This window comes from Geminicoccus roseus DSM 18922, assembly GCF_000427665.1.
Taxonomy (GTDB): Bacteria; Pseudomonadota; Alphaproteobacteria; order Geminicoccales; family Geminicoccaceae; genus Geminicoccus; species Geminicoccus roseus.
Genome location: NZ_KE386572.1, coordinates 4,313,761 through 4,339,923, shown reverse-complemented (window position 1 = coordinate 4,339,923; position 26,163 = coordinate 4,313,761). Strand labels below are relative to the sequence as shown.

The following is a 26,163-nucleotide window of genomic DNA, read 5'->3' as shown; positions in this document are numbered from 1 at the left end:
ACCAGTCTCAAGGAATTTCGAACTCATACATACGCCGCCGCTCACCGGGAAGGACGGTCCCCTCGATCAGCCGGTCCTCGCCGCCCTTGCGCACCCGCAGCGCGAACGGCACCGGGCCCGTGACGGGCGGGCGGCTCTTGAAATTGTGCACCTCCACCTCGTAGTGCCCCTTCGGCGGCTTGCCTGGCCAGCTCACGTTCTCGATCGGGTTGGCGCTGATCTCCTCGTCGTCGACATTGGCGTCCACGTCCAGCCGGCCACGACCGCACAAGGGCTGCGGCCGGCTCTTGAGCTGGAAGTCGATCAGCGAGCCGTTCGGGCAGTAGACCCGCAGGTCCAGGTCGCCGGCCGCCTGCCATTGCAGCGTCACCGCGACCTCGTCGACCTTGCCGCCCGCCTCGACCACCGCCCGGTCGAGCTGCTCGATCCGGCCCTGCTCCTCGGGCGGCACCACCGGGATGGTTTGGGCGGTCGCGGCCTCGGGCGGCGGGGGCGGCGTCGCCACCCCGGCTGGCGGCGGCCCGTTGGCGCCGGCGGTGTCGGCGTTCTCGCAGGGCGGCAGGCTGGCGGCCTGCTGCTGCAGGGCGGCGATCTGCTGCTCGAGCTGCCGGCCTTCCGCGCGCAGCCCGGCCAGGTCGCTGGAATCCACCCGGCAGGCGGACAGAAACGGCACCAGCACCCCGCAGGTGGGCAGGATCATCGCCACGATGGTGGCCAGCAGGACCGCCAGCAGCAGCCACCACGGCCAGGTCCTCGGCCGCGCCTCCACCGGCGCCGTGCCGGTCGGCTCCGGGGCCGGCTCCGGGGTGAGCCAGAGCGGCGCCGGCTCCTCCGCCGGCCCGGCTCGGGCCGGAGGATCCTCGTCCGGGGGGCTTTCGTCCCGGGGGTCGTCGTCCAGGGGGCGATCGGACCAGGTCTCGTCCCGCACCTCCCCTGCCGGAAAGACGTCCGGCGCCGGATCGTCCGGCACCGGCGGCTCCGGGACCGGGCGCTCCGGCTCTCGCAAGATGGCGGCCTCATGCGGCGCGAGCCGGTCCGTCCCGGGCGCTGGCTGGACCGATGAGGCCGCCTGGGGTCGGTCGGCTTCCTCCGGCGGTGCCGGCGGCGGCAGGAGGCGCAGCGCCTCGCCGCGCAAAAAATCCTCCAGCACGGCCAAGGGCGGGTCGGGGACGTCGTCGCGAGTGCCCCAGTTCACCAGCACCGGCAGGTCGGTCACCACCGGCCGGTCCGGGTCGCCGGTGATGGTCCGGATCGCGTAGAGGAACTCGCGGTCGGCCAGCGGGCCCGGCACCGACAGGGCCCGCTCCAGCGCCTCGCCCAGCCGGCGCTGCGCTGCCTGGCCAGCACCCTTCAGGTCGGCCACCCGGGCGCGGACCGCCGCCAGAAGCTCCTCCACCCGGGCGATCAGCGCCCGCTTGGCCGCATCGTCCAGGCGGGAATAAACGATGGCCTCGCCTTCCGGCTCGGCGAACCAGCTGGTGACCCCGGCGCCCGCGACCGGCTCGGCGAACAGCCTTGCATGGTCCTCGCCCAGATTGGCGCGCAGGGCGGCGTCGATCTCGTGCCAGGATTCCTGGATCCGCCGCCCGCCAATGCCGAGCGGGCGCAGGCCGGCAAAGCTGGTCTCGCACACGAACTGCCGGTTCATGGCGACGCCCCCAGCCGGTTCGGCCGGCAGACGTCGGAGGCCACGGTCACCTGGACCCCGGCGCTGGCCAGGAAGGTCGCCAGGGCGTCGGTCGCCAGCGCGTAGTTCATCCGCGCCGCCTGGTCCTTCTCGGTGCGGATGAAGGTGTTCATGCCGACCACCCGCCCGCACTGATCGACCAGCGGCCCGCCGCTGTTGCCCCCCGACACCGCGGCGGTGTGCAGGATCAAGGGCGTGCCGGACGGCGACTGCCGGGCAGTGACGATCCCCTGGCTCACCGCCATCTCCGGGACGGCGTCCAGCTCGCCCTGGCGCAGCCGGCGGAAGCCGGCATCGGTGTCCATCACCAGGGCGGGGAAGCCCGAGGCGATCACGTTCTGCAGCCGCTCGGCCGGCGAGGCCAGACTGAGCGGCGGGATCGCCTCGTCGTCGTCGATCTGCAGCAGCGCGAAATCGGGGGCGCCCACCTCGATCCGCTCCGAGCGCGCCACCAGCCGCGCGCGGGTCACCCGGTCCAGCGCCTTGCTGGTCACCCAGACCTCCGGGGCGGGCGGGTCGCCGACCACGTGCAGGTTGGTGGCGATCAGGCCGGGCGCCACGAAGAACCCGGTCCCGAAGCCGGTGCCGGTCGCCTTGCGCGCGATCACCAGCACGGTCGCCTCGTCCAGGAGGTCGGCCAGCGAGCGTTCCGGAGCGGATGGCTTGGTGCCCTTGCCGTTGGCGGGCGGCGCCGCGATCCGCTCGACCGGAGGCGGCAGCAGGGCCTGGGCTTCGGCATCGGAGGCCGGCACCGCCGCCCCGCCTGGCCCTGGCCGCAGCAGGCGGGAGTCGGCCACGCAGACCTCGCCGGAAAGGTCCTGGCGCATCTGGCCGACCTGATGCGCCAGCGCCTGGTTGGCCTCCTTCTGCAGGGCGATCAGGACCCGCTCCTCCGGCGACAGGCGCGGCCCGGGATAGAGGAGCACGCCCGGGATCAGGAACGAGCCCAGCACCAAAGCGGCGAGGATGCACGCGACCAACACCCCGCGCGGCCGTCGCCTGGTGGCCGATGCTTGCGGCGACGGCGCCCCGTCCTGGCTCATCCCCGTCCGTCCCCGGGCGGCAAAGGCCAGGCGCATGGCTGTCCCGGCGGTCGCCGCCGGCTCTGCGGCGGCTCCGGATCATGCCCAAGCACGACGCAGCCGGACTTCATATCAGCGCTCGATCACCAGGAACGACACCTATCACGGCCAGCCGGAGCGTGGCGCGGCCGCGAATATGGAGGCGGCGTCCGCGACGCTATCGAAGCGGATCTGCCCTGTCGAGGTGTTGTATGTCCGTTACATGACACGCCCGCAATCTTTATCCGCTCCTGCGGCCGCCAGGTCAGGCGGGAAGCGGGATCGGCCCGGTGACTTTAGGCACGTCGTAGCCCCGCTGCACCGCTGGGCGGCCGGCAATCTCCAGGTACCAGCGGCGCACGTTCGGGTAGTCGTTCAGGTCGATGCCCTGCCATTCGAACCGCGACGCCCACGGCCAGATCGCCATGTCGGCGATCGAGTATTCGCCTGCGACGAAGGCATGGCCGGCCAGCCGCGTGTCCAGCACCCGGTAGAGCCGCTTCACCTCGGTGCCGAAGCGCTCCTCGGCATAGGGCGCCTTGCCCGGATTGAACTTCAGGAAGTGATGGGCCTGGCCGAGCATCGGGCCGAACCCGCCGACCTGCCAGGCCAGCCATTCCAGGACGCGGAGCCGCGCCTCGCCGGCCTGCGGCAGGAACCGCCCGCCCTTCTCGGCCAGGTGGACCATGATCGCCATGGATTCCATCAGGGCCAGGCCGTGGTCCCGGTCCACGATCGCCGGGATCTTGTTGTTCGGGCTGATCCGCAGGAAGTCCGGGGCGAACTGCTCGTCCTTGGTGATGTCGACGCCATGGGCCTGGTAGGGCATGCCCAGCTCTTCCAGCAGGATCGAGACCTTGCGGCCGTTCGGGGTGGACCAGGTGTAGAGATCGATCATCGGGTCAGCTCCGGATGGTGTTGGCGCCGCGCGCCGGGATGCCGGTGGTCTCGAAGCAGGCGGCGGCGAGTTCGGCGACGCCCTGGCGGATCTCGTCATACCCGGGCAGCGCGAAGCACAGGCGCAGATGGCTGCGGCCGGCCTCGGCGTCGACCGCCCATTCCGGGCCGGGATTGAACGCCACCCCGCGCGACGCGGCCGGCTGCACCAGCCGGCGCACGTCGACCTCGTCCGGCAGCTTCAGCCACAGGAAGATGCCGCCCTTGGGCCGCCAGATCTCCACCGCCGTGCCGAACTCGCGCTCCACCGCCTCGACCATCGTGTCGAGCTTGTCGCGCAGCCCCGACGACAGGCGCTCGACATGGGAGTCGAAATGCCGGCCGAAATAGGCGGCGACCGTCATCTGGTCGACCGCCCCGGTGCCGCCGTCGCTTTTTCCCGCGACGATGGTGCCAAGCGCCGGCTCGGCCGCGGTCAGGTAGGCGACCCTCAAGGCCGGGGCCAGCGACTTGGAGAACGAGCCGATGTGCAGGACCTGGCCGGGTGCCAGCCCGAACAGGGCCGGCGGCGCCTCCATCGCCCAGGTCAGGTCGGCATAGCATTCGTCCTCGAAGATCGGCACGCCGAAGCGGCGGGACAGCTCGATCAAGGCGTGGCGGCGCTCCAGCGGCAGGACGGAGCCGGTAGGGTTCTGGATGGTCGGGATGGTGTAGATGTATTTCGGTCGGATGCCCCGGCTGCGCAGGTCGCCCAGCTTCGCCTCCAGGGCGTCGATGCGCAGGCCGTCGCCGTCCAGCGGGATCGCCGCCACCTCGGCCCCACGCGCCCGCACCTTGGCGATCGCCCCGGCATAGGTGAATTCCTCCATCAGCACGGTGTCGCCCGGCTCGACCAGCAGCGTGTTGACATAGTCCAGCCCGTGCAGCGAGCCGGAGGTGATCAGCACGCTGTCGGCGGTGGCGGCGATCCCGCGCCGCGCCAGCTTGCCGGCGACGAACTCCCGCAGGCCCAGATAGCCCAGCGGCCCCTGCCCGAGATTGTAGATCGCGAGCTTGTCGGCGTCGGCGCGCAGGGCGGAGGCCGCCGCCTCGGCCAGCGCCTCGGCCGGAACCAGGCCCGGGTCGTTGTGGCCGCCCACGAAGTTGAAGCGGGGAAACCCGCTCCAGGGAGCGGCGGCAGCCGGCAGGCCGGCGGCGAACAGGTCCGCGAAGGCGAACCCGGTGGTCGTCAGGGTCATCGGTCGAGCTGGCTCCCGTGATCTGGCTCGTCCAGGCGTCGGCCTGTCGGCCGCCGGAGCAGAGCCCAGGAGCCGACCGGTGTCACCCCCTTGTCACCCTGGACGACCGCCATCGCGCTCGGCCCCGGCCGGAGCGTGCTGCGGCAGTACGCGATGTTGCTCTATGCAAAAACCTCCGCATTATCCTTGACGGATGCAAGAACCAGGAAATCACTTCCATCATTGCGGGCAGCATCCGAAGAAAATTCGTTCATTCCTTGACTCTCGACAGCAAACGATCCTGCCTATTTCCGGATCATACGAAACAACATGCCCGACTGCACGCTCGACGCCACCTCCCGACGCGACCCCACCCCTCGATGGGCAATCGGCAGGGTCCTGGAAACACGCCTCCTCCCTTTCATCGGCGGCCTGTTCTTCCTGGGCGTCGTCACGATTTCGGGCGCGCTCTACCTCCATCTGCACAACGAGGATGTCGAGCAGCGGGCGCTGGAGCAGCGCAGCGTCGAGGTCACCCTCGACGGCCTGAGCAAGCGGATGCGCGCGGTGGCCACCGACTATGCCACCTTGCAGGAACTGATCGAGCACGGCCCCCCGCACGTCGACCTGGCCTGGATGCGGGCCAATCTCGGCGGACGCCTGGAGGGGATCTACGGCTATGGCGCCGCCCTGCTCGACCGGACGGGCGGGGTCGCCTACGCGCATCGGGGCGGTGTGGAAGGCCCGGCGGCGGTTCTGGTTTCGGCCGGGGATCTTGCCCGGCTGCAGGCCGGGCTGGACCAGCAGGACGACGGCCAACCCCTGGTGACGTTCCTACGTGCCGGCTCCCGGTTCTTCCTGACCGGCGCCGCGCGGGTCGGCGTGGACAACCGCCCGGGCCCGACTCCCCTGCTCCTGTTCAGCCAGGAGATCGGCGAGGACCTCCTGGCGAGCCTGAGCAGCACCATCGAGCTCGATGCGCCCCTGCTGGCAGTCAGCCTGGAGGGACGTAGTTCCCTGGCGTCGGCCGAGCTGACTGGCTTGGACGGACAGGCGGTCGGCTACCTGGCCTGGTCTCCGCACCGTCCCGGCTCGGAAACAATGACCTGGCTGGTGCCGCCGGTGGCCGGCGGGCTGGTGCTGATGCTCGTGTTCGTGCTGCTGGCGCTGCGCTGGCGGCACGAGGCCCAGTCCCGCCGGAACGGCGAACGCCGCTTCCGCGACTTCACCCAGACCGCCTCGGACTGGGCCTGGGAGACCGACGAGGCCTGCCGGTTCACCTGGGTGTCCGACCGGTTCCTGGCGGTGACCGGCCTGCGGATGGAACAGGTTCTCGGGCGCGGCATCGATCACTGGCGCATCCAGGATCCTGCGGAGAGCGGCCTGGATCACCACCGCCAGGCGGTGGCGGACCGGCGGCCCTTCCGGGAGGTGGTGTTCGCCCTCGCCACCGCCCGCCAGGAGCGGCTGCTGATCGCCTTCAACGGCCTGCCGCATTTCGACAAGGACTCCCGCTTCCGCGGCTACCGGGGCACCGCCCGCGACGTCACCGCGGCCTGGAGCAGCCAGCGCCAGCTGCAGGAAAGCGAGCAGCGCTTCCGCTCCCTGGTCGAGAACCTGCAGGGGATCGTGTTCACCCGGGAATCGTTCCGCACCGGCGAGACTGGGGACGAGGTCGTAGTCTATGGCGCGGATGCCGAGGCCCTGGCCCGGCTGATCCTTCGCCATGGCGGCTCGGACATGGCCGCCTGGTACCGGGCGATGCATCCGGACGACCGGGAGGCCTATGCCCGGCTGGACGCCAGGCTGCGCCGGGACGGCATCCCGTTCGTCATCGAGTTCCGCCTGCTCGACCTGGACGGCGGCGAGGGCCGCTGGATGCGCGGGGTGCACTGGCTGGTCGACGACGGCGCCGGCAATCGCTTCCTGGACTCCTTCCTGATCGACGTCACCGAGCAGAAGAAGGCCGAGGCGGCGCTGGAGGCGAAGAGCCGCGAGAACGAGCTCTACCGGGCGATCGTCGAGATCCTGCCGGACCATGTCTACGCCAAGGATGCCCAGCTGCGCTTCGTGGTCGCCAACCAGGCCACCGCCGCCTCGTTCGGCATCGCCGACCCGGCCCTGCTGATCGGCCGCTCCGACAGCGACCTGCACCCGCCCGAGCTGGCCGACCGCTATCGCGAGGACGAGCTGGCCATCCTGGCGGAAGGCTCGCCCGGCATGGTCGAGCAGCCGATCTACTATCCCAACGGCAGCGAAGGCTGGGTGATGGCCCTGAAGGTGCCGCTGCGCGACCGGCAGGGCCGGATCGCCGGGCTGGTCGGGCATACCCGCGACATCACCGGGACCAAGCGCCATGCGATGGAACTGGCCGAGGCCCACGCCCGGCTGGAGAAGCAGGCGGGCGAGATGCGCGAGCTGGCCGTGGCCGCGGAGCGGGCCAGCCGGGCCAAGACCGAGTTCCTGGCCGCGATGAGCCACGAGATCCGCACGCCGATGACCGGGGTGATCGGCATGGCCGAGCTGCTGGCCGCCGAGGGCCTGAGCGGCCAGCAGCTCCACTATGTCGAAACCATCCGACGCTCCGGCGGCCACCTGCTCAGCATCATCAACGACATCCTGGACTTCTCGCGGATCGAGGCCGGCCGGCTGGAGCTGGAGCAGGTCGACTTCGCCCCGTCGGAGCTGGTGGAACAGGCCTGCGCCCTGCTCTCGCCCCAGGCCACCGAGCGCGGCCTGGATCTGCGGGTCGAATCCGGCCTGCCCCAGGGCCTGGTCGTCCAGGGCGATCCCAAGCGCCTGCTCCAGGTAATGGTCAACCTGATCGGCAACGCGCTGAAGTTCACCCCGCGCGGCGCCGTCGTGGTGCGGGTGGCCGAGCGTCCATGCAGCGACCGGGCGCACCGGCTGCGTCTGGAGGTGCAGGACACCGGCGTGGGCATCCCGGCCGAGCGGCAGGGCGAGTTGTTCCGGCCGTTCGTGCAGGCCGACCGCTCGACCAGCCGCCATTTCGGCGGCAGCGGCCTGGGCCTCGCGATCTGCCGCCGCCTGATCGACGCCATGGGCGGGTCGATCGGCCTGGAGAGCGAGGTCGGCCGCGGCAGCGTGTTCTGGGTCGAGGTCGACCTGCCGGCCGGCGACTCGGCGGCGATGGTCGCCCAGACCGCCGAGCCCGCCCTGCCGCCCCTGCCCCTGCGCGTGCTGGTGGTGGACGACGTGGTGGCGAACCGGGAACTGCTGAGCATCATGCTCACCCGGCAGGGCCACGAGGTGATCCTGTGCGAGAACGGCGCCGACGCGGTGGCGCGGGTGGCGGCGGACCGGTTCGACGTCGTGCTGATGGACGTCCAGATGCCGGTGATGGACGGCATGGAGGCGACCCGCCGGATCCGCCAGTTCCCGGCCCCGGCGGGCGCTACCCCGATCGTGGCGCTGACCGCCAACGTGATGGCCAGCGAGCGCGCCCGTTATCTTGGCGCCGGCATGAACCACTGCCTGACCAAGCCGGTGGTCTGGCCGGACCTGTTCGCCACCCTGGCGGCCATCGCCAGCGGCGGGGCGGAGGGCCTGGCCTCCGCCCCGGCCGCTCCGGCGCCGCCGCCGTCCGGGCTGGAGGCCGCCCTGGCCCGCCCGCTGCTCGACCGGACCCTCATCGACGGCATGGCCGCACGGATGCCGCCGGCCATGCTGGCCAAGATGCTGGCCCGCGGCCTGGACGGAGCCACCGAGAGCTGCGCCCGCCTGCACGCGGCACTGGGTGATCCGGTGGTGCTGGCCCAGGAGGCGCACCGCCTGCGCGGCACCGCCGGCACGTTCGGCTTGGCGCGGATCTCCGCCCTGGCCGGTGCGGTCGAGGACCGCCTGCGCAGCCACGAGAATCCGGCCTGCCTGCTGGGCCTCCTGGACGACGCGCTGGCGGCGACCGGCGCCGCGGTACGGGCCCAGGCCGCCGCCGCCTGAACAGGGGACGGCCAGGAGCTTGCGCGAGCCTGGCCCCTCCATGGAGAAGATCCGGTGGCCGTGATGGCCAGGCGCTCCGGTTCTTGGCACCGGGGCGATTTCTGGCCGTTTCGCACGGGCGCTGGCATGTCGAGTAGGAGCACAGATGAGCAGGCAAGCCATTCTGCCCTTGGGGATCGTCCTGGCCCTGGCCGGGTGCAGCACCACGCAGCCGCTGCCGGACCATCCGGGCGCGGTCGCCGCCATCGAGGACTACTACCGGGGCCATGCCTGGGAGAAAGGCGCCCGCTGCGTCCTGCCGGAGATGGACGTGACCCGGGCCGAGATCCTCGATTCCGCACCGGACCGCCTGGTGGTCCAGGTACGCTACTTCTGGTCGGACCAGCGCCGCTCCACCGACAACTTCGCCAACACCTGCAATGGCTTCGAAACCCGGACCTTCACCCTGGTGCAGGGCCAGGTCGTCGAGATGACCGGCGAGCAGCGCCCCTGACAGGTCGTGCCGCGACGATGTTGCCGATGAGGCCCAGGAGGCCGTCATGGGTCATCCTGCGGCACCACGCCAGTCCAGGCGGCCGACGCGCGGTGCCGGGAAGCCGCGGCCGCCGGCGGGCTGGTGCCGAAGGTTCATCTCGACCCTGCCACCTTCCAGAACTGGTGCCTGGAGCGGGGCCTGCCGACGGACGGCGCGGCGCAACGACGCTTCGTCGCCGAGACCGCCGTCATGGATTCTGGGCTATGCTCGCGCCGCAACCGGCGCATCGGTCCGGGCCGGCCGCCGCCTGAGGCGCCGCGGCCGGCCCGCCCGGATCCCGTGCATGACCTCCCCGTTATGCTATCCTGTCGGCCGGACATCTCCTTCAGGATGGCTGGGAGAGCGGGATCATGAGCCAAGAGAACGAACGCCCGGGCGAACCGACGGAACCCGACAAGTCCACCGGAGCCGGCAAGACGGGGGCGCCGGCGGGCGGCGCCGCGCTGAGCGGGCTGCGCCAGGAAGTCGATCGCCTGTTCGACGACTTCTTCACGACCGCGCCGTTCGCGATGCTGCGCCGGCACCGCCTGGACGCCGATCCCTGGCGCCGCCTGCAGTCGATGTTCGACGCCAAGGCGCCGGTGGTCGATGTCGCGGACCGGGAGAAGGACTACCGCATCACCGCGGAGCTGCCCGGCCTGACCGAGGCCGATGTCGACATCGCCCTGGCCAATGGCGTCCTCACCATCAAGGGCGAGCGCCGCCAGGAATCGACCGAGGAGCACCACGACTACATCGTGGCGGAGCGGCGCTACGGCGCGTTCCAGCGCTCCTTCCCGATCCCCGAGGACGCCGATCCCGAGCAGATCGACGCGAGCATGAAGAACGGCCTGCTGACCATCACCGTCCGCAAGCGATCCGACGCTGCCAGCCGGCGGCGCCGGATCGACGTGAAGGGCGGCTGATCCTCAAGGTCAGCCGGTCCATCGTCCCGGCGGGAAGGCCAAGTGCGGCACCGGCCGTTCCCGCCGGGCGACGATGCCCGGTGCCGGCGAGGCCGCCGGGATCGGCACGGCGTGGCTGGCGCGCAGCAGTTCGCGGCGGACACAGCCCGGCATCGGGTCGGACACGTCGGTGACCAGGTAGACGCCGGGGCCACGCTGGCCGATCAGGGTGACCGACCTTCCCACGCGGAGGATCTCACCGTCGAGGCGGCAGCTTCCCTCCCCGTCCGAGGACGCCCCCGGGTCGTGGTCGATGCTCCAGCCGGTCCAGCCGGAACCGCTGGTCCGGTGGCGCAGGCATCCGACCAGGACCGGCGCGCCGACCGAGTAGCGCAGCACCGGAAAGCCATGGCGGTGGCGACGCAGGCTGATCGGGTCCAGCCGGCCGGTGCTGTCCAGCGGGGCCAGCAGGTGGTAGCCGGTGACCCCGCCGGCCGCGGAGGATCCCGGCGGCTCCGGCCGATGCAAGGTCACCCAGAACAGCCCCGGAATGAGTTCCGGTTCCGCTGCCAAGTTCATGACCTCGATCCTTTCAAGAAACGAGGCAGCGGCGTAGGGGCATGCCGCTGCCTGACGATCCGTCATGCCACCCTGGTGGAGGGCATGGCTTCCTGCACTTCCCGGGCGACGGTCTGCGCCTCGTCCCGATAATCGGCGACCATCCGCTCGGCGAAGCGCGACTGGGCCGTCGCCGCGTCGGAGAAGGTGCGGCACTGGGCGAGCTTCGCCAGGCTGTCCGCCTGGGCCGACAGCCGCCGGCTGGTGAAGCGCATCGCTTCCACGCTCATCGAGAGCGGCAGGGCCATCATCGAGCACCACCACCCGACCATCTGCGACTGCATCTCGGCAAGCCCGTCCTGGGCCCTGCTGTCTCCATCCGGCTTCATCGCCATCCTCCCTGTCCGATGAACCTGGGACCTCCGGCGGCAGCCGGCGGCCGGGGCCGAAACTGCCTCATCGGCGGCATGGATTCCTTGATCTAGATCAAGTCCGCCCAGGCAGAATGCTGCCGGCGCTTGGGCCGATTGATCCAGATCACTGCAGGCGCGGCGCGGGCGCGCTAGAGAAGGTCCGTCCGGGGGGACTCGCGGGGCATGCCGCCTGTCCCGCCTGGGACAGAAGGCCGCAGCACGGGGAACTGGTTGGATGCGCGCGATGGAGCTTCAGCGACCGGGCACGCCGCTCCAGCTGGTCGAGCGTCCGGACCCGATCCCAGGCACAGGCGAGATCCGGCTGCGCGTCGAGGCCTGCGCCGTGTGCCGCACCGACCTGCACGTGGTCGACGGCGACCTGCCGCCGGGCAGGATGCCGGTCATCCCCGGCCACGAGATCGTGGGGATCGTCGACATGCTGGGCAGCGGCGTCACCCACCTGGCACTCGGCGAGCGCGTCGGCGTGCCCTGGCTCGGCCACACCTGCGGCTGCTGCTCCTACTGTCGCTCGGGCCAGGAAAACCTGTGCGACCGGCCAGCGTTCACCGGCTACACCCGCGATGGCGGGTTCGCCTCGCACGTGGTCGCCGACGCCGCCTACAGCTTCGGCCTTGGCGGCTTTGCCGATCCGGTGGCGACGGCCCCCCTGCTCTGCGCCGGGCTGATCGGCTGGCGCACCCTGAAGGCGGCCGGCCCCGAGGCCACCACGATCGGGATCTACGGCTTTGGCGCCGCCGCCCACATCCTGACGCAGCTCTGCCGCTGGCGTGGCCGGCGGGTGTTCGCCTTCACCCGCCCGGGCGATGCCGCCGCCCAGATCTTCGCCCGCCAGCTCGGCGCCGTCTGGGCCGCCGGCTCGGACGAGCGTCCGCCCGAGCGCCTGGACGCGGCGCTGATCTTCGCGCCCGTCGGCGACCTGGTGCCGCTCGCTTTGGCGGCGGTGCGCAAGGGCGGCACGGTGGTGTGCGGCGGCATCCACATGACCGACATCCCGAGCTTCCCCTACCGGCTCCTGTGGGAGGAGCGGCGGCTGGTCTCGATTGCCAACCTGACCCGGGCCGATGCGGTCGAGTTCCTGGAGATCGCCCGCCAGGCGGACATCCGCACCCAGACCACCGTCTATCCCCTGGAGGAAGCCAACGCGGCGATCGCCGACCTGCGCCACGGCCGGATCCAGGGCGCAGCGGTCCTGGTGCCGTGAGCCGCCGGGTCCTGCTTACTGGTCCCTGCCCGTCCGGCGCCCCAGGCGCGGCGCGTGCATCGGCCAGTAGCGCTCCATCACCAGATAGGTGAACGACACCGACCAGCCGATCAGCACCAGCCCGTTCAGCGCCTCCACCCCGGCGATCAGGCGCAGATGGGACACCGGCACCTGGTCGCCGAATCCCAGCGTCGTGTAGGTGACCACCGAGAAATACAGGCAGTCCTGGAAGTCCTGCACCGGCAGCCCGGCGATCGATCCGATCGGCCAGTGCACCACGAGCAGCCAGTAGGCGACGGCATAGATCCACACCGAGATCGTGTGGCCGACGAAGGCCGCCAGGACCACGCCCAGGATCCGGGCCCTGGGCGGCAGCGGCAGTTCGGTCAGATGATTGGAGGTGAAGCGGAGCGTCTCGTAGAGCACCAGCGTCGTGGTCACCACGAGCAGGATGGTGACGAGAATGGCGACGATCATCCATCCGGCTCCGGCCTGGTCGGGCGGCGGCCTGGCCAGGCCGCCGCCCTGGGACCTTCGTGGTTACCGGAACCGGGTGCCTGGCGTCAGTAGGACAGCAGCACCGGCAGGGGCGCTTTCGCCAGCATGTCGTGGGTGACGCCGCCCAGCGCCATCTCGCGCAGGCGCGAATGCCCGTAGCCGCCCATCACCAGCAGGTCCGCCCGGGTCGCGGTCGCATGGCCGCACAGGGTGGCGCCGACATCGTTGCTCTGCACCGGCAGTTCGGTGGAGGAGAGTTGCTGGCAGCTTCGCGCCAGGTGGCGGGCGATCTGCAGGCCGCTGACATGCTTGGACCGGTCCGGATCGCCGGCGACGCTCACCACCTCCACCTGTTCGGCCATGCCCAGCAGGGCGGCGGCGTCGCCCACCGCGCGCGCCGCCTTGCTGCCGCCGTCCCAGGCGACCATCACCCGGTCCAGGGCGAACGGCCGGTTCCAGCCGGGCGGCACCAGGATGAGCGGCCGGCCGGAATCGAACAGGACCGCCTGGATCAGGTCATTCTCCAGGGACATCGTATCGTCGCGTCGCTGCAGCACGACCAGGTCGGTGCTGCGGGCCTGGCGCACCGTCTCTGCGCGGACCAGGTGATAGCTGTCGAAATGGACATTGCTGCTGCTGGCGACACCCGCCAGGGCCGCCCGGTCGCGGCAGGACGCGGCCAGGTCCTCGGCGGCCTTCCAGCGCTGGCCATTGGCCTCGTCCACGACCTCGCGGACCATCGGGATGAACGACGCGCTGGGCATCGGGATGCGCGGCACGCCCAGGTTGAACGCCAGGTGCGCGTTCTGGTGCGCCGCCAGCCCGACCGCATAGGCGACGAGGGCGTCCGGCGCCGGGCTGTCCTCGCAGATCAGCCCGGCCAGGATGGTCCGATAGGGCATGGCCTTCTCCTCTGTCGTTCTGCGGCGGCCGGTGCGGATCGAAAGGCTCAGGCCGATCCGGCCGTGCTGTTGTCCTGCTCGGCCTTCTCGCCCAGGGCCTGCGCCGGACCGTCGCCCGCGGCGCGGACCTCACGCCTGGCGGACAGCCGGAACTCGTCGACCCGGCCCCCGGGCCGCCCCTCCTGCTCCCAGAGAAGATAGGCGTGATCCCGCATTTCTTGCAGGAGATCCTCGTCCATCGGCCGGTCCCGCCCGTTCATGGCATCGCTGCTTCAACGCGACGCATCCTGTCTAGCCCAGGGGGAGGCCCTGCCGCCTTGATCCAGATCAATTGCCACCCGGACGCTGCGGACCGAGCGATCCGGCCTTGTCCCGCGTCCCGTCCAGGCAGATCTCTCCCGGGCACGGAACGTTCCACGGGAAGCCCGATGTCCGCCCCCAACCCACCGCTGCGCCGGCCGCTGATCGTGGCCTCGATCGCGCTCGCCACCTTCATGGTCGCGATCGAGGCTACCATCGTCGCGACCGCGATGCCGCACATCGTCGGCCAGCTCGGCGGCTTCTCCTATTACAGCTGGGTGTTCTCCGCCTTCCTCCTGGCGCAGACCACCACCACCGTGATCTACGGCAAGCTGTCCGACATGTTCGGCCGCCGGCCGGTGCTGATCGGCGGGGCCGGCCTGTTCCTGGCAGCCTCGCTCCTGTGCGGCTTCGCCTGGTCGATGCCGTCCCTGATCCTGTTCCGGCTGCTGCAGGGCCTGGGTGCCGGCGCCATCCAGCCGGTCACCATGACCATCGTTGGCGACCTCTACACCCTGGAGGAGCGCGGCAAGATCCAGGGCATGCTTTCCGCCGTCTGGGCGTCCTCGGCGGTGGTGGGGCCGCTGGCCGGCGGCCTGATCGTCGACCGCCTGCACTGGGCCTGGATCTTCTGGCTGAACATCCCGTTCGGAATCCTGGCTATCGCGGGCCTGCTCCTGTTCCTGCACGAGCGGGTCGAGCGCCGCGCCCGCAGCATCGACTATCTGGGAGCCGGCCTGTTCTCGGTGGCGATCGTCTCGCTCTTGGTGATGCTGACCGAGGCCGGCGCCTCGCCCGGGCCGATCCTGGGCTTTGGCGGCCTGTTCCTGGCGACCGGCATCGCCTTCCTCTGGCAGGAGCGCCGGGCACCCGAGCCGATGATCTCGCTGGAGCTCTGGCGCCGGCCCCTGGTCGCGATCTGCAACACCGCCACAGTGCTGGCCGGCATGGCGCTGATCGGCCTGACCACCGTGCTGCCGCTCTATGTCCAGGGCGTGCTCGGCCGCTCGCCGGTGGAGGCCGGCTTCGCGCTGACCATGCTGATCCTGGGCTGGCCGCTGGCCGTCACCGTGTCCAGCCGCTGCTACAAGGCGTTCGGCATCCGGCGCACCCTGCGCTTTGGCGGGGTGATGTTCCCGCTCGGCGCCTCGGTGCTCCTGTTCCTGGCGCCGGGCAGCCCGCCCATGCTGGCGGGCGCGGGCTCGTTCGTGATGGGCTTCGGCATGGGCCTGCTGAGCATCACCTGCATCATCCTGATCCAGGAGAGCGTCGACTGGGCGACCCGCGGCAGCGCCACCGCCTCGAACCTGTTCGCCCGCAGCCTCGGCAACACGCTGGGCGCCACCGCGATGGGCGCCATCCTCAATCTCGGCATCGCCCGGTTCGCCGCCGGCGATGCGGTCGGGCGGGTCCATGCCGTCCTGGAGAGCCGCACCGGCCTGGCCGACGCCGCCAGCGACCCGGGCATCCGCTCGGTCCTCCACCAGTCCCTGCATCTGAGCTTCTGGGGGATCCTGGCGATCGCCGTGCTGGCCTGCCTGACCTGCTGGCTGATCCCCACCCAGCGGCCGGCGGCGCGGACGGCCTGAACCGGCCGCGCCCGGCCCCAGCTTACCTGCGGGGCGGCGGCATCTGCCGGCGGTCGTTGCCTAGCCGGACCAGCGAGGCGCTGAGCGGCAGCGGCAGGCCCCCGATCACGGTCTTGAGGTCCGGGTCGATCGCCTTGGCGCGCTGGTCGGGCAGGAACTGGAGGGCCCCGCCATAGACCGGCCGTCCCTGCGGATCCGCCAGATTGGCGCCGGGCCCGAGCCGGCCATCGGCGGTGAGGCCGATCACGGTCATCCGGTCCAGGTTCGGGCCGTTCAGCTGGCGGCTGGTCAGCTTCCAGGTCGGGCTCCCGTCCTTCTGGGACGGCCAGACCGTGAACCCCAGGAAGTCCGCCTTTACCTGGCGCTCCTCCACGCACCATGCCTCGAAGGTCGCCGCCGGGCGGTCGTGGCCGCGTACCAGCGCGGCGACCCGGCCGTGATCGATGCCGTTGTTGCGCATGCCCACCAGCTCGCGATCGCTCAGCTTCAGCTTCGGCCGGGCCTGCGACCAGCGGGCCTTGCGGAGCTGGTCCAGCGTCCACGGGACCTGGTCGGCCGATTCGGATGCCCGCGCGTTGTGCGGCAGCAGGTGGACCCGCCAGTTGGTGCAGTCGATCACGCCGTTGAACGGGTTGCCGCGCCGGGCGAGCTTCCAGTTGTGGCGCGCCTGGTTGCTCAGGGTGAGCCGCAGGTCCAGGCGCGAATCGGCGGGCGCGGCTTCGGGCAGCATCCCCAGGCGCAGCGCCTTACGGCAGGCCCCCTCCTCGCGCAGCGCCAGCCATCCTGCCCGCATCCGCAGCATCAGCTCGATCGTGTGGGCGCGCTGCCAGGTGAAGTACTGGCTGGGCGAGCCCATGGTGACTGGGCCGGGAGCCTCGTCGATATGGCGGACGGCGTCGATCACTGGGTCGGGACAGACCCGGCCCAGGCGCTGGCTCTCGAAATCGGCCGGCATGGGCGAGCGGATCCCGGCCCGGTTGCGCTCCACCTCGTTGCCGGCGCTGCTGAAATGGTCGCCCTGGAACGAGAACCGCTCGTCGCCGTCCAGGGCGTTGACGTTCGCCCTGACCTCGCAGGCCGCCCTGGTCTTGTTCCAGGTGCAGCCGCGCATGGCAAAGCAGCTGTCGGCGCTGGTGGCGGTGAAATTGCCCTGGCAGGCCATGGCGGGGAATGCGGCGGCGAGCGCCAGCGGCAGAAGCATGCCGGCGAGCCTGCCCGGGCGGCGCTGCCGCCGGATCCTGGTCATCGCGGCCATCCCTACTTCTTCTCGACGCGCATGTTGGGCTGGTCGTAGTTGCTGGCGCCGTGGCACCAGGCCTCACGGGTCCAGGACTTCGAATCCTTCCATTTGCCGCCGCTCGGGCTGCCCTGGCAGGTGAACCGGGTGCTGTCCCAGTCGACGCTGTAGCAGCGCAGGCCGCGGCCGACCCAGTAGCGGCCGTCCTTGAAGCGCACCGTCTGGCCGATCGGCGTTTCCGGCAGGTCGAAATAGACGAAGGCATAGGTGTTGCCGAGCGTGACCGTCCGCTCGCCGCACGGGCGCTTGCACCGGTCGGTGCCGCCGCACACGCCGCACTGGTCCAGGCGCTTGCCGGAGCCGGGATCGCCGTCGCAGCCGAACACGGCCGGGGTGCACAGGTTCTTGGTGTATTCGGTGGTGGCGGCCAGCCGCACCGGGCGGGAGTCGTACAGGCTGCGCATCTGGTAGGAGATCGGCACGCCGGGATTGAACGGGCCGAAATCGCCGCTGGTGCGCAGGAAGTCGTAGAGCCCGTCGAAATTGCGGTACTGCGCCACGTCGGCGGCCCCGGTCAGCCCGCCCGCCGCCGAGGCGCCGAACGAGATGATGGTGATGTCGGTGTTGCTGAGCTCGCGCCGGTAGTCGGCGCTGCCCTCGGCCGAGGCTTCCACGATCGCGCTGTAGTTGGCGTCGAACGCGGCCTTCAGCTCGCGGGCCGACATGTTGGATTCCACCAGCGCGAACAGCATCCGGCCGTAATTGACCATGCTGACATAGACCGGCGGGTTGCCCGGCCCCATCCAGCGCTGCAGTTCACCCACCGTCACGCCGTCGCCGAACACGTCCTTGGGGTAGCGCGGCGGCTCGAACACCACGGTGTAGAACTTCTGCACCACCCGGATCAGCAGGCGGGTCTTCTCTTCCTCGAAATTCATGCTGAAGCTGGCGCCGGCGCTGAAATTGGCGCCGGTGACGTTGGCGCCCAGCATCGCCTCCAGATGCTCCTGGCTGTGGACCTCGCTCTGGGTGATCGAGATCTCGCCGGGCGTCCCACCCTCGTAGCGGCTGAGCAGGTTGTTGACGGCCTGCAGCGTGGACAGCCGGTCCATCCGCGGCACGTCCTCGACATAGGCCGACTTCGACCCGGTCTGCAGGGCCAGGCCGATCCGGCCGGCCGAGCGCGGCGTCTTGATCCAGGTCGGCGTGCCGCCCTGGATGGTGGCGCCCTGCAGGAGCGCGCCGGGGTAGAGCCATTCCTGGGTCGGGTTGAGGGTGATGAACTCCTCGGACTGCTGCTCCAGGCTGACCGTCTGCTGCTGGCAGACGAAGCCCGACGCCGTGCCGTCGGGCGCGGTGGCGCCCTTGCGGCTGGTCTTGGCGCCCACCTCGACCTTCGGCGGATCCTGGGTGCCGTCGCCCTGGCGGACCACCCCGGTGGCGATCCCGGCGATCAGCTCGGTGATCCCATCCGCCCGGCTGATGCCGCTGACATAGCCGCCATAGGCCTCCTCGACGAACCGGTTGTCGGCCTTGAGCTCGCAGACCCGCCTGGACGGGATAAAGGTGAACGACCGGCAGTAGGACTGGCTGTCGCAGGCCTCGGCGCAGGCGCCGAGATCGGCGACGTCCGGGATCGACTGGCGGATCGCGCCATGCAGGATCCGGCTTTCGCGGACCTCGTATTGGTCGAGGGCTGCCGCGTCGGCGCCGGCCGGGGCGGCCCCTGCGGCACAACCCAGGGTCAGGGCCATGGCGCTGCGCCGCACCACCTTGCCGGGCGCCCAGGCTCGCCATGCCGTGCTGGCGGAATGGCGTGGAGATCGGCGATCGGTCGGTTGCATGCTGGCCTCTCCGTGACTTTGTTCGGTCTTTTTTGGGACAGGTGGCAGGATCGACGTCTGGAAGTCCGCTCGTGGCTAAGTCGAGAAATCGTGGCGGTCTGATGGACGTGCCCAAAAGCTGTGGCGGCCGGGCGTTCGGCCATGTGCTCCAGACAGGCCGGTCTGGTGATGTCGAACCTGCCGATCCTGGATGCCTGATCGATGGTTCGCCCGCAGTGTCGGCTATGCTTGACACCATGCTTTTTCTCACGAACCCGTGATCGTTCAAATATGCTTTTCAGGGGGCGGTCTCGATTTGCCCGAGACTCGTGCAGCATCTGCCTGCCTTCGCGCCACCGGCCAGCCGCCCGCTGCCACGGCACGGTTCTTGGATATCCGGTTCCCGGACGGTCCGGCGCAAAGGGAGCTCTCCTTGGCAGAAACGACATTGCCGGCGGCCCCCGGGCCGGTCGGGCTGGACCTGGCGCGGACCGCGCTGCTGATCATCGACATGCAGCGCGACTTCCTGGAGCCCGGCGGCTTTGGGGCGGCACTCGGCAACGACGTGGCGCGGCTGGCACCGGCGGTGCCTGCCTGCCGCCGCGTCCTGGAGGCGGCGCGCCACCTCGGCATGCTGGTGATCCACACCCGCGAGGGCCATCGCGCCGACCTGGCCGACGCGCCGCCCGCCAAGCTCGGCCGCGGCGCGCCGGCGCTGCGGATCGGTGCGGAGGGGCCGATGGGCCGCATCCTGGTCCGTGGCGAGCCCGGCCACGACATCGTGCCCGAATTGGCGCCCCTTCCGGGCGAGCCGGTCCTGGACAAGCCCGGCAAGGGCGCCTTCTACCAGACTGACCTGGAGCTGATCCTGCGCAACCGCGGCATCGAGGCGCTGCTGGTCTGCGGCGTCACCACCGAGGTCTGCGTCCACACCAGCGTGCGCGAGGCCAACGACCGCGGCTATCGCTGCGTCGTGCTGGCCGACTGCTGCGGCTCCTACTTCCCGGAGTTCCACGAGATCGGCCTGAAGATGATCGCCGCCCAGGGCGGCATCTTCGGCTGGGTCTCCGATTCCGGCGGTTTCCTTGCGGCGATCGGCGCGGAGGGCTGAGACCCGGATGGAAACGTCGCCACCCGGGACTGGCCGCGGCCGGACAGCGCTCCTAGGCTGACTGGCCAGGAGCCTTGGGGAGAAGAGCCTTGCCGACCGTCACGAAGGATCTGGTCGAACTCTATGCCGGCAGCGACGCCACCGCGCTGGCCGGGCTGGTCCGCGACGGGCAGGTGACGCCGGCCGAGCTGGTCGAGACCGCGATCGCCGTGATCGAGGATCTGGACCCCAAGCTGAACGCGGTCGTGATCCGCTCCTTCGACGAGGCGCGCGCCGAGGCGGCCAGGGGCGGCCTGTCCGGGCCGTTCGCCGGGGTGCCGTTTCTGCTCAAGAACATCGGCTCGCAATGGAAGGGCAGCCGGCTCGACCACGGCCTGGCCTACCTGAAGGACCATGTCTGCGGCTACGACTCCACCCTGTCGGCGCGGATCCGGGCGGCAGGCTTTCTCCTGCTCGGGCGCACCAACACGCCGGAAGGCGGCTGGTGCATCGGCACCGAGCCGCGCCTCTACGGCAACACGCTCAATCCCTGGAACCCCGGCTTCACCCCGGGCGGCTCCAGCGGCGGGGCGGCGGTCGCGGTGGCGTCCGGGATGGTGCCGCTGGCCGAGGGCTCGGATGGCGGCGGCTCGATCCGGGTGCCGGCCTCGTGCTGCGGCCTGGTCGGGCTGAAGCCGTCGCGCGGCCGGATCACCTACGGCCCCGAGGATGCCGACCTGTGGATGGGCTCGGTCTACACCTTCGCCCTGACCCGCACGGTGCGCGACACCGCAGCCTATCTGGACGCGGTCGCCGGTGCGGAGCCGGGCGACCCCTACACCCCGCCGACCCCGCAGCAGAGCTGGCTCTCGTTGCTGGCGGAAGCGCCCAAGCCGCTGCGGATCGGCTTTGCCCAGGACGCGCCGTTCGGCCCGGCCCTGGCCCCGCCGGTGGCGGAAGCGGTGGCCGACACCGCCCGGCTCCTGGAGGCCATGGGCCACCGGATCGAGCCCTACCGCCTGCGCTGCGACCTGGAGCGGGCCTGGTGGGACTATAACGACGTGGTGGCGGTGGAGACCGCGGCGGAGTTCGACCGGCTGGCCGCCATCGTCGGCCGTCCGGTCGAGGAGCACGAGCTGGCACCGTTCAACTGGTCGATGCTGCGCCATGGCCGCGGCATGGCCGCCACGCGCTACGCGGCGGCCCTTGCCGGGATCCGCAAGGCCAGCCAGCTGCTCGGCCGGGAGCTTCACGCCTTCGACGTGTTCCTGACCCCCACCCTCACCCAGCCACCCCGCCCGGTCGGCTACTGGTCGATGGAAGACGGCGACCGGGAGCGCTACCTGGCCCGCTGGTCGGATGCGGCCTTCATGTTCGCCTTCAACATTTCCGGCCTGCCGGCGATGTCGCTGCCGAGCACCCGGCTGGCCAACGGCGTGCCGATCGGGGTCCAGCTGGTCGGCCGGCTCGGCGACGAGGCGACCCTCTTGAACCTGGCCGGCCAGATCGAGCAGGCCCGGCCCTGGGCGGAGATGCGCCCGCCGATCCGGGCGGGCGCCTGAGCGGCCGGCCGCCCTACCCGTTGGCGGCGCGCAGCTCGTCCAGGGCCGCCGCGATCACCGCCAGATGCTCCTGGGCGGTCTGCCCGCCCAGGAGGGTCTTCTGGATCTGCGGCGGCGAGAACTGGCTCTGGAAGCTGCCATAGCCCGGGATGTAGCGGGGATGGTAGACCAGCGAGGGACCGTCGCGCAGCATCGCCAGGATCGCCTGGTATTTCGGCTGGGTCAGCCACGCCTCCTCCCAGGTCCGGGTGATGGTCGGGATGGCGCCGTAGAGCCGGTTCCACTCGCTGTTGTTCTCGGGCCGCAGCAGGAACTCGATGAACTCCCAGCTCGCCTCCTTGCTGGGCGAGGCCGAGTTGATCGAGAAGCCGTTGCCGGCGAAATAATAGTTGGAGCCGGTGGGTCCGGCCGGCGTGCGGGCGGTGCCGAGATTGGCCTGGCCGATCGCCTCGGCCATGGTCATCACGTAGGAGCCCCAGCCGAACACCATGGCGACCTGGCCGGCGCTGAAGGCGTTGGCCTGGTCGACGAAGGTGCCCACCGCCGAGGTCGGCGGCGACACCTTGCTCTTCTGGTAGAGGTCCAGCCATTGCTGGAGGCCCTGCGCGTGGGCGGGCGTGTTCAGCACGCATTTGCCGTTGGCGTCGAAGAAGGTGCGGTCGACGCCCAGGCCGCCCGTGCCGAGCGCCCAGGTGGTCCACTGCTGGAAGCTCCAGCCGTCACCGCCCTCGGCATAGTAGCCGTAGCGGTCGCGGCGCGCGTCGGTCAGCCGCTCGGCATGGATGCGGAACTCGTCCAGGTCGATCGGCGGCCCGTCCAGCCCGGCCTCGGCGAACAGCAGCTTGTTGTAGTAGAGCGTGTAGGCCTCGACCACGAAGCCGACATAATAGGCGGTCTGCTGGTACATCCGGGCGATGCCCATCGAGGCCGGCGAGATCTCCGGCTCGAGGCCGGAGTCCGCCAGGTAGGGCTCCAGGCTTTCCAGCCAGCCACCACCGGCCAGCTGGGCCAGCCAGATGTCGGAGATCGCCAGGCAGTCCGGCCCGGTGCCCGCGGCAAACGCCTCGGTGAGCTTCGGGATGGCCTGAAGCTGCGGCACGATCTCGACCTCGACCTCCACCGAGCGGCTCTGCTCGTTGAAGCGGGCGGCCAGGTCCTCGATGCCCTTCGGGCCATTGATGAAAGGCCAGGCGAACCGGATCTTGGTCCGGGCTGAAGCGTGGCGTGGAACAAAAGCCGTCGCGGTCGCGGCCCCGGCAATGCCGGTAAGCAGCGCACGCCGTCCAGCGCGAATGTCCTTCCACATGCATATACTTCCAGCTGATGCGGGAGACTGCCGATCCCGCGCCTGGCGAAGACAGGGGGTTCCGGATGGACGCAAGATAACACAGGAGTTGGATTTATCGACACTCGGAACACCACTCGTCAATACTGGGCTGGTCTCGCCACCCCCTCCGGTGCCGGCGCCGTGGCTGCAAGCTGCCGTCGCCCTTGCCCCCCTACGTCCCGATCGGCCGGCACCACATCCACACTGCCGACATGGACTCGCCGATGGGCACTTTACCGGATTGTGTTGTTTCCGATTTTTCCTATCGATGAATCCCCACGCATGGTTCACAGATCTGGGACGCATCCGCCGGCGCGGCGTCGATCCGTCGCCAGCCCATAAGACAGCCAACAGGCATATCGGGATCAATTTCGAGACATGGCCTGCAGCGCATACCAGCTGATCTTGTCGACAGGCGCCGTCCGGCCGTGACCGCAGGCAAGCAGGCCGCCGCACTCATCAGGCTGCGCAACCGGCTGGTCCGGAAGATCGGCAACCAGCGCCCGGCCAAGATCGGGCTGCTGGTCTGCCTGGCCAGCTGCGTCATCGGCACCCTCGCCGCCTCCAGCGTCCTGCTGCGCGACCGCGACCAGATCCTGCACCAGGCCAGGAACGAGCTGAACGCCATCAGCTTTCCGGCCGCCGGCTTCGTGGCCCGCGGCCTGGTCACGCTCGACCTGGCCGTGTCGCTGGCGATCGACGAGTTCGCCCGCGGCCAGCTCGATCTGCCGGGCGTCTATTTCCGCCTGCGCCAGCAGGCCGAGCAGATCGACCAGCTGGAAGCGCTGCGCGGGGTGGCCGCGATCGATGCCGACGGCATCATCCGTTACACGAGCGATGTCACCCGGGTCGGCTATGACGTCCGCGACAGCAGCTACTTCACCCGGCAGCGCGACGGCGTCGCGCTCGGCATGCTGGTCGGCTCGCCGGTGGTGTCGCGGATCGCTCCGGACCAGGAGATCGTCCCGGTCAGCTGGCCGCTCCACGACCAGAACGGCCGGTTCGCGGGGGTGATCGCGGTGGGAGCGAGCTGGCGCCTGTACGCCGAGATCTTCGCCAGCCTGACCAGCGCCCCGGAGCAGACCGTGGCGCTGACCGACGCGGCGGGCCGGCTCTACGCCATGGACAAGCGCCACTGGCCGGACCTCGACCAGGAGCCGCCGCGGCCGAGCTTCCTCGACGCCGCGACCCTGCCCGGCGGCAATCCGGACGGCACCGGCCTGGTCCAGGACCATCTGGTGGCGCGGGCGAGCGTGGCCGGGTTCGGCCTGCAGGTGGTGACCGGCATTCCGGTCAGCACCCTGCTGCAGGCCTGGTGGTCGCAGGTCTATCTGGCCGGGATCCTGATCGTCATGATCAGCCTGATCACCGGCTTCCTGACCGGCCTCCTGCACCGCACGATGCAGACGCTGCGCGCCACCGCCACCACCGCCCAGGCCGCCGAGGCGGAGGCCCGGATCGCCCAGGGCCATGCGGAAGCGGGCGAGCGGTCCAAGACCCAGTTCCTGGCGGCGATGAGCCACGAGATCCGCACGCCGATGACCGGGGTGCTGGGCATGGCCGACCTCCTGGCGGCCGAGCGGCTGGACCCGCGGCAGCGCCGCTATGTCCGGGCGATCCAGACGTCCGGCCAGCACCTGATGAGCGTCATCAACGACATCCTCGACTTCTCCCGGTTCGGGGCCGGCGCCATCACCCTGGAGCATATCGACTTCTCGCTGCCGGAGGTTCTGGAGCAGGTCCGCTCGATCATGGCGCCGCAGGCGGCCGACCGCGGGCTGCGCCTGCATTTCGACCTCGACGAGCATTCCCCGCCGGTGGTGCGCGGCGACCCCACCCGGCTGCGCCAGATCCTGGTGAACCTGATCGGCAACGGCCTGAAGTTCACCAGCGTCGGCGGCGTCGACGTGATCACCCGCTGCGCCATGGTCGGCGAGGACCAGGCGCGCTTCCGCTTCGAGGTCCGCGACACCGGGATCGGCATCCCGCAGGACCGCCAGCGCGAGCTGTTCCAGGCCTTCACCCAGGCGGACCGCTCCACCGCGCGCAAGTTCGGCGGCAGCGGCCTGGGCCTGGCGATCTGCCGGCAGATCGTGACCGCGATGGGCGGCACGATCGACGTGGAGAGCACGCCTGGCCTTGGCAGCGTGTTCTCGTTCGAGCTGGTCCTGGAGGTCGGCGCCATCGTGCTGGTCGACGGGCAGGCCAGCTTCGATCCGGCGACCATCGAGCCGTTGCGGATCCTGGTCGCCGAGGACGTCGCGGTGAACCGCGACCTGCTGCAGGCAACCCTGACCCGCTATGGCCACAAGGTCGCGTTCGCCGAGAATGGCGAGCAGGCGGTGGCGCTGGCGCAGGCGCAAAGCTTCGACGTCGTGCTGATGGACGTCCAGATGCCGACCATGGACGGGATCGAGGCGGCGCGGCGGATCCGGGCGATGTCGCCGCCGGTGGGCACGCTGCCGATCGTGGCGCTCACCGCCAACGTGATGGATGCCGAGCGCCAGCGCTGCCTCGCCGCCGGGATGAACGGGATCCTGACCAAGCCGGTGGACTGGGAGGACCTGTTCAAGACCCTGGGCACGATCGCCCGCCAGAGCCGGGCCCTGCGCCAGCCGACGCCGCTCGCCACCTCCGCCGCGGCGTCAACGGCGCCGTCCGCGCCCGAGCCCCAGTCCCTGCCCCAGCCGGAGTCGGAGCCGGAGTTGGCTGCCCAGCCGGACCTGCTCGACCATGAGCGCATCAACGGGCTGCGGGCGATGGCCGGCCCGGACAAGCTCAACCAGTTCCTGCGCAACGCCCTGGCCTCGGCCGAGCAGCTGACCGCCGAGGTGATCGAGCACGGGGTGGGCGATCTTGCCGGGGTGGCGAGGTCCGCGCACCGGCTGGCCGGCACCGCGCCGAGCTTCGGCCTGCGCCGGATCGGGATGCTCGGGCGGGAGATCGAGGAGCGCGCGCTCCGGGGCGACGACATCGCCGAGCTGGTCGGCCTGCTGCAGCAGGCCGTCGCCGCGACCCGGGTGGAACTGGATCGACTGGACCTGGTCACCGCGCCGCCGTGACCAGGCCTGCCTGCGGCGGCCTGTTTCCCGCAGGCTGCTCAGTGGCGGACGATCGATTCCCAGTTGGCCAGGTGATTGTCCTGGACACCCGCTGCGTCGCTGGCGAGGATCATCTCCAGCCTGCGGCGCAGCGCGTCGGAAGCCGGCCCCTCGTCGGAAAGGACCTGCGCCAGCGCCTCGATCTGGTCCAGATCGTCCTCGCTGCCCCACACCCGGACTCGCTGCACTTCCGGCTCCGAGCACGGATCTGGGGGCGGGCGTCGATATTTGGCCATGGCTGGGCGGGCTTTCATTCTACATACGCACGTACTGCCAGGATGCGTCGAACCTCGGTTCTTG

At 70.6% G+C, this 26,163-nt stretch carries 21 protein-coding genes; 8 read left to right on the top strand and 13 right to left on the bottom strand.

Annotated features, from left to right (window positions below):
- Positions 1 to 7 precede the first annotated feature (7 nt).
- From GEMRO_RS0121470 to GEMRO_RS0121455, 4 genes are all read right to left on the bottom strand, one after another.
- Complete coding sequence (locus GEMRO_RS0121470) at positions 8 to 1,648, bottom strand: hypothetical protein (RefSeq protein ID WP_027135650.1); 1,641 nt, start codon at positions 1,646 to 1,648, stop codon at positions 8 to 10.
- Complete coding sequence (locus GEMRO_RS31070; protein ID WP_169728426.1) at positions 1,645 to 2,730, bottom strand: S1 family peptidase; 1,086 nt, start codon at positions 2,728 to 2,730, stop codon at positions 1,645 to 1,647. The genes GEMRO_RS0121470 and GEMRO_RS31070 overlap by 4 nt, the downstream gene beginning before the upstream one ends.
- Positions 2,731 to 3,013: 283 nt before the next feature.
- Positions 3,014 to 3,646, bottom strand: a complete 633-nt coding sequence (locus tag GEMRO_RS0121460; RefSeq protein ID WP_027135649.1) for a glutathione S-transferase N-terminal domain-containing protein — start codon at positions 3,644 to 3,646, stop codon at positions 3,014 to 3,016.
- A 4-nt stretch (positions 3,647 to 3,650) separates the two neighbouring features.
- A complete protein-coding gene (locus GEMRO_RS0121455) occupies positions 3,651 to 4,883 on the bottom strand; it encodes an aminotransferase-like domain-containing protein (protein ID WP_027135648.1) in 1,233 nt (410 codons plus the stop codon).
- 309 nt (positions 4,884 to 5,192) lie between these two features.
- On the opposite strand from GEMRO_RS0121455, the gene GEMRO_RS32945 reads away from it, so the two are divergent.
- The 3 genes from GEMRO_RS32945 to GEMRO_RS0121440 all read left to right on the top strand — a co-directional run bounded on the left by GEMRO_RS32945 (position 5,193) and on the right by GEMRO_RS0121440 (position 10,262).
- The gene (locus GEMRO_RS32945; RefSeq protein ID WP_051329325.1) at positions 5,193 to 8,822 is read left to right on the top strand and encodes a PAS domain-containing hybrid sensor histidine kinase/response regulator; all 3,630 of its coding nucleotides are present in this window, start codon (positions 5,193 to 5,195) and stop codon (positions 8,820 to 8,822) included.
- 145 nt (positions 8,823 to 8,967) lie between these two features.
- Positions 8,968 to 9,315 carry a hypothetical protein gene (locus tag GEMRO_RS0121445; protein ID WP_157505688.1) on the top strand — a complete coding sequence of 116 codons (348 nt, stop codon included), beginning with the start codon at positions 8,968 to 8,970 and terminating at the stop codon, positions 9,313 to 9,315.
- Positions 9,316 to 9,707: 392 nt separating this feature from the next.
- Positions 9,708 to 10,262, top strand: coding sequence for an Hsp20/alpha crystallin family protein (locus GEMRO_RS0121440; protein ID WP_027135646.1), 555 nt, complete (start codon positions 9,708 to 9,710; stop codon positions 10,260 to 10,262).
- Positions 10,263 to 10,271: 9 nt separating this feature from the next.
- Here GEMRO_RS0121440 and GEMRO_RS32940 read toward each other — a convergent pair whose 3' ends face one another.
- Positions 10,272 to 10,820, bottom strand: a complete 549-nt coding sequence (locus GEMRO_RS32940) for a hypothetical protein (RefSeq protein WP_051329324.1) — start codon at positions 10,818 to 10,820, stop codon at positions 10,272 to 10,274.
- A gap of 62 nt (positions 10,821 to 10,882) precedes the next feature.
- Positions 10,883 to 11,188, bottom strand: coding sequence for a hypothetical protein (locus GEMRO_RS31055; protein WP_051329323.1), 306 nt, complete (start codon positions 11,186 to 11,188; stop codon positions 10,883 to 10,885).
- 259 nt (positions 11,189 to 11,447) lie between these two features.
- Between GEMRO_RS31055 and GEMRO_RS0121425 the strand changes: the two genes are divergently transcribed.
- Entirely contained in the window at positions 11,448 to 12,434 is a 987-nt protein-coding gene (locus GEMRO_RS0121425) for a zinc-dependent alcohol dehydrogenase family protein (RefSeq protein ID WP_027135645.1), read from the top strand.
- Between the two features lie 15 nt (positions 12,435 to 12,449).
- Here the strand turns inward: GEMRO_RS0121425 and GEMRO_RS31050 are convergent, their stop codons facing one another.
- The 3 genes from GEMRO_RS31050 to GEMRO_RS31040 form a co-directional block, all read right to left on the bottom strand.
- Positions 12,450 to 12,911 (bottom strand): potassium channel family protein, encoded by a 462-nt coding sequence (locus GEMRO_RS31050; RefSeq protein WP_035485780.1) that lies wholly within the window; start codon positions 12,909 to 12,911, stop codon positions 12,450 to 12,452.
- 86 nt (positions 12,912 to 12,997) lie between these two features.
- The gene (locus GEMRO_RS31045) at positions 12,998 to 13,834 is read right to left on the bottom strand and encodes a universal stress protein (protein WP_051329322.1); all 837 of its coding nucleotides are present in this window, start codon (positions 13,832 to 13,834) and stop codon (positions 12,998 to 13,000) included.
- Between the two features lie 47 nt (positions 13,835 to 13,881).
- Positions 13,882 to 14,094, bottom strand: a complete 213-nt coding sequence (locus GEMRO_RS31040; RefSeq protein ID WP_035485778.1) for a DUF2934 domain-containing protein — start codon at positions 14,092 to 14,094, stop codon at positions 13,882 to 13,884.
- A gap of 168 nt (positions 14,095 to 14,262) precedes the next feature.
- Here GEMRO_RS31040 and GEMRO_RS0121405 point away from each other — a divergent pair, with 168 nt between their 5' ends.
- Positions 14,263 to 15,723, top strand: coding sequence for an MDR family MFS transporter (locus tag GEMRO_RS0121405; protein WP_027135644.1), 1,461 nt, complete (start codon positions 14,263 to 14,265; stop codon positions 15,721 to 15,723).
- Between the two features lie 22 nt (positions 15,724 to 15,745).
- On the opposite strand, the gene GEMRO_RS0121400 is transcribed toward GEMRO_RS0121405, so the two are convergent.
- On the bottom strand, positions 15,746 to 16,969 hold the full coding sequence (locus GEMRO_RS0121400) for a hypothetical protein (protein ID WP_157505687.1): 1,224 nt from the start codon (positions 16,967 to 16,969) through the stop codon (positions 15,746 to 15,748).
- Between the two features lie 11 nt (positions 16,970 to 16,980).
- The gene (locus GEMRO_RS0121395; RefSeq protein ID WP_084507313.1) at positions 16,981 to 18,804 is read right to left on the bottom strand and encodes a thiol-activated cytolysin family protein; all 1,824 of its coding nucleotides are present in this window, start codon (positions 18,802 to 18,804) and stop codon (positions 16,981 to 16,983) included.
- Between the two features lie 412 nt (positions 18,805 to 19,216).
- Between GEMRO_RS0121395 and GEMRO_RS0121390 the strand changes: the two genes are divergently transcribed.
- Both GEMRO_RS0121390 and GEMRO_RS0121385 read left to right on the top strand, forming a co-directional pair.
- Positions 19,217 to 19,894: a cysteine hydrolase family protein gene (locus GEMRO_RS0121390; protein WP_027135641.1), complete on the top strand. Its 678-nt coding sequence runs from the start codon at positions 19,217 to 19,219 to the stop codon at positions 19,892 to 19,894.
- An 89-nt stretch (positions 19,895 to 19,983) separates the two neighbouring features.
- The gene (locus GEMRO_RS0121385; protein WP_051329321.1) at positions 19,984 to 21,435 is read left to right on the top strand and encodes an amidase; all 1,452 of its coding nucleotides are present in this window, start codon (positions 19,984 to 19,986) and stop codon (positions 21,433 to 21,435) included.
- 13 nt (positions 21,436 to 21,448) lie between these two features.
- On the opposite strand, the gene GEMRO_RS0121380 is transcribed toward GEMRO_RS0121385, so the two are convergent.
- Positions 21,449 to 22,741: an ABC transporter substrate-binding protein gene (locus tag GEMRO_RS0121380; RefSeq protein WP_027135639.1), complete on the bottom strand. Its 1,293-nt coding sequence runs from the start codon at positions 22,739 to 22,741 to the stop codon at positions 21,449 to 21,451.
- 449 nt (positions 22,742 to 23,190) lie between these two features.
- Here GEMRO_RS0121380 and GEMRO_RS32935 point away from each other — a divergent pair, with 449 nt between their 5' ends.
- On the top strand, positions 23,191 to 25,824 hold the full coding sequence (locus tag GEMRO_RS32935) for a hybrid sensor histidine kinase/response regulator (RefSeq protein ID WP_027135638.1): 2,634 nt from the start codon (positions 23,191 to 23,193) through the stop codon (positions 25,822 to 25,824).
- Between the two features lie 38 nt (positions 25,825 to 25,862).
- Here GEMRO_RS32935 and GEMRO_RS34420 read toward each other — a convergent pair whose 3' ends face one another.
- Entirely contained in the window at positions 25,863 to 26,051 is a 189-nt protein-coding gene (locus GEMRO_RS34420; RefSeq protein WP_157505686.1) for a hypothetical protein, read from the bottom strand.
- Positions 26,052 to 26,163: the final 112 nt, after the last annotated feature.

What these genes read in the sequence shown, in the direction of transcription:
- GEMRO_RS0121470 (WP_027135650.1), bottom strand. Translation starts at nt 1,648, where the DNA reads ATGAACCGGCAGTTCGTGTGCGAGACCAGCTTTGCCGGCCTGCGCCCG.
- GEMRO_RS0121380 (WP_027135639.1), bottom strand. Translation starts at nt 22,741, where the DNA reads ATGTGGAAGGACATTCGCGCTGGACGGCGTGCGCTGCTTACCGGCATT.
- GEMRO_RS31040 (WP_035485778.1), bottom strand. Translation starts at nt 14,094, where the DNA reads ATGAACGGGCGGGACCGGCCGATGGACGAGGATCTCCTGCAAGAAATG.
- GEMRO_RS31050 (WP_035485780.1), bottom strand. Translation starts at nt 12,911, where the DNA reads ATGATCGTCGCCATTCTCGTCACCATCCTGCTCGTGGTGACCACGACG.
- GEMRO_RS0121460 (WP_027135649.1), bottom strand. Translation starts at nt 3,646, where the DNA reads ATGATCGATCTCTACACCTGGTCCACCCCGAACGGCCGCAAGGTCTCG.
- GEMRO_RS0121400 (WP_157505687.1), bottom strand. Translation starts at nt 16,969, where the DNA reads ATGACCAGGATCCGGCGGCAGCGCCGCCCGGGCAGGCTCGCCGGCATG.
- GEMRO_RS0121440 (WP_027135646.1), top strand. Translation starts at nt 9,708, where the DNA reads ATGAGCCAAGAGAACGAACGCCCGGGCGAACCGACGGAACCCGACAAG.
- GEMRO_RS0121425 (WP_027135645.1), top strand. Translation starts at nt 11,448, where the DNA reads ATGCGCGCGATGGAGCTTCAGCGACCGGGCACGCCGCTCCAGCTGGTC.
- GEMRO_RS31055 (WP_051329323.1), bottom strand. Translation starts at nt 11,188, where the DNA reads ATGAAGCCGGATGGAGACAGCAGGGCCCAGGACGGGCTTGCCGAGATG.
- GEMRO_RS0121445 (WP_157505688.1), top strand. Translation starts at nt 8,968, where the DNA reads ATGAGCAGGCAAGCCATTCTGCCCTTGGGGATCGTCCTGGCCCTGGCC.
- GEMRO_RS0121405 (WP_027135644.1), top strand. Translation starts at nt 14,263, where the DNA reads ATGTCCGCCCCCAACCCACCGCTGCGCCGGCCGCTGATCGTGGCCTCG.
- GEMRO_RS31045 (WP_051329322.1), bottom strand. Translation starts at nt 13,834, where the DNA reads ATGCCCTATCGGACCATCCTGGCCGGGCTGATCTGCGAGGACAGCCCG.
- GEMRO_RS31070 (WP_169728426.1), bottom strand. Translation starts at nt 2,730, where the DNA reads ATGAGCCAGGACGGGGCGCCGTCGCCGCAAGCATCGGCCACCAGGCGA.
- GEMRO_RS32945 (WP_051329325.1), top strand. Translation starts at nt 5,193, where the DNA reads ATGCCCGACTGCACGCTCGACGCCACCTCCCGACGCGACCCCACCCCT.
- GEMRO_RS0121395 (WP_084507313.1), bottom strand. Translation starts at nt 18,804, where the DNA reads ATGCAACCGACCGATCGCCGATCTCCACGCCATTCCGCCAGCACGGCA.
- GEMRO_RS32940 (WP_051329324.1), bottom strand. Translation starts at nt 10,820, where the DNA reads ATGAACTTGGCAGCGGAACCGGAACTCATTCCGGGGCTGTTCTGGGTG.
- GEMRO_RS0121455 (WP_027135648.1), bottom strand. Translation starts at nt 4,883, where the DNA reads ATGACCCTGACGACCACCGGGTTCGCCTTCGCGGACCTGTTCGCCGCC.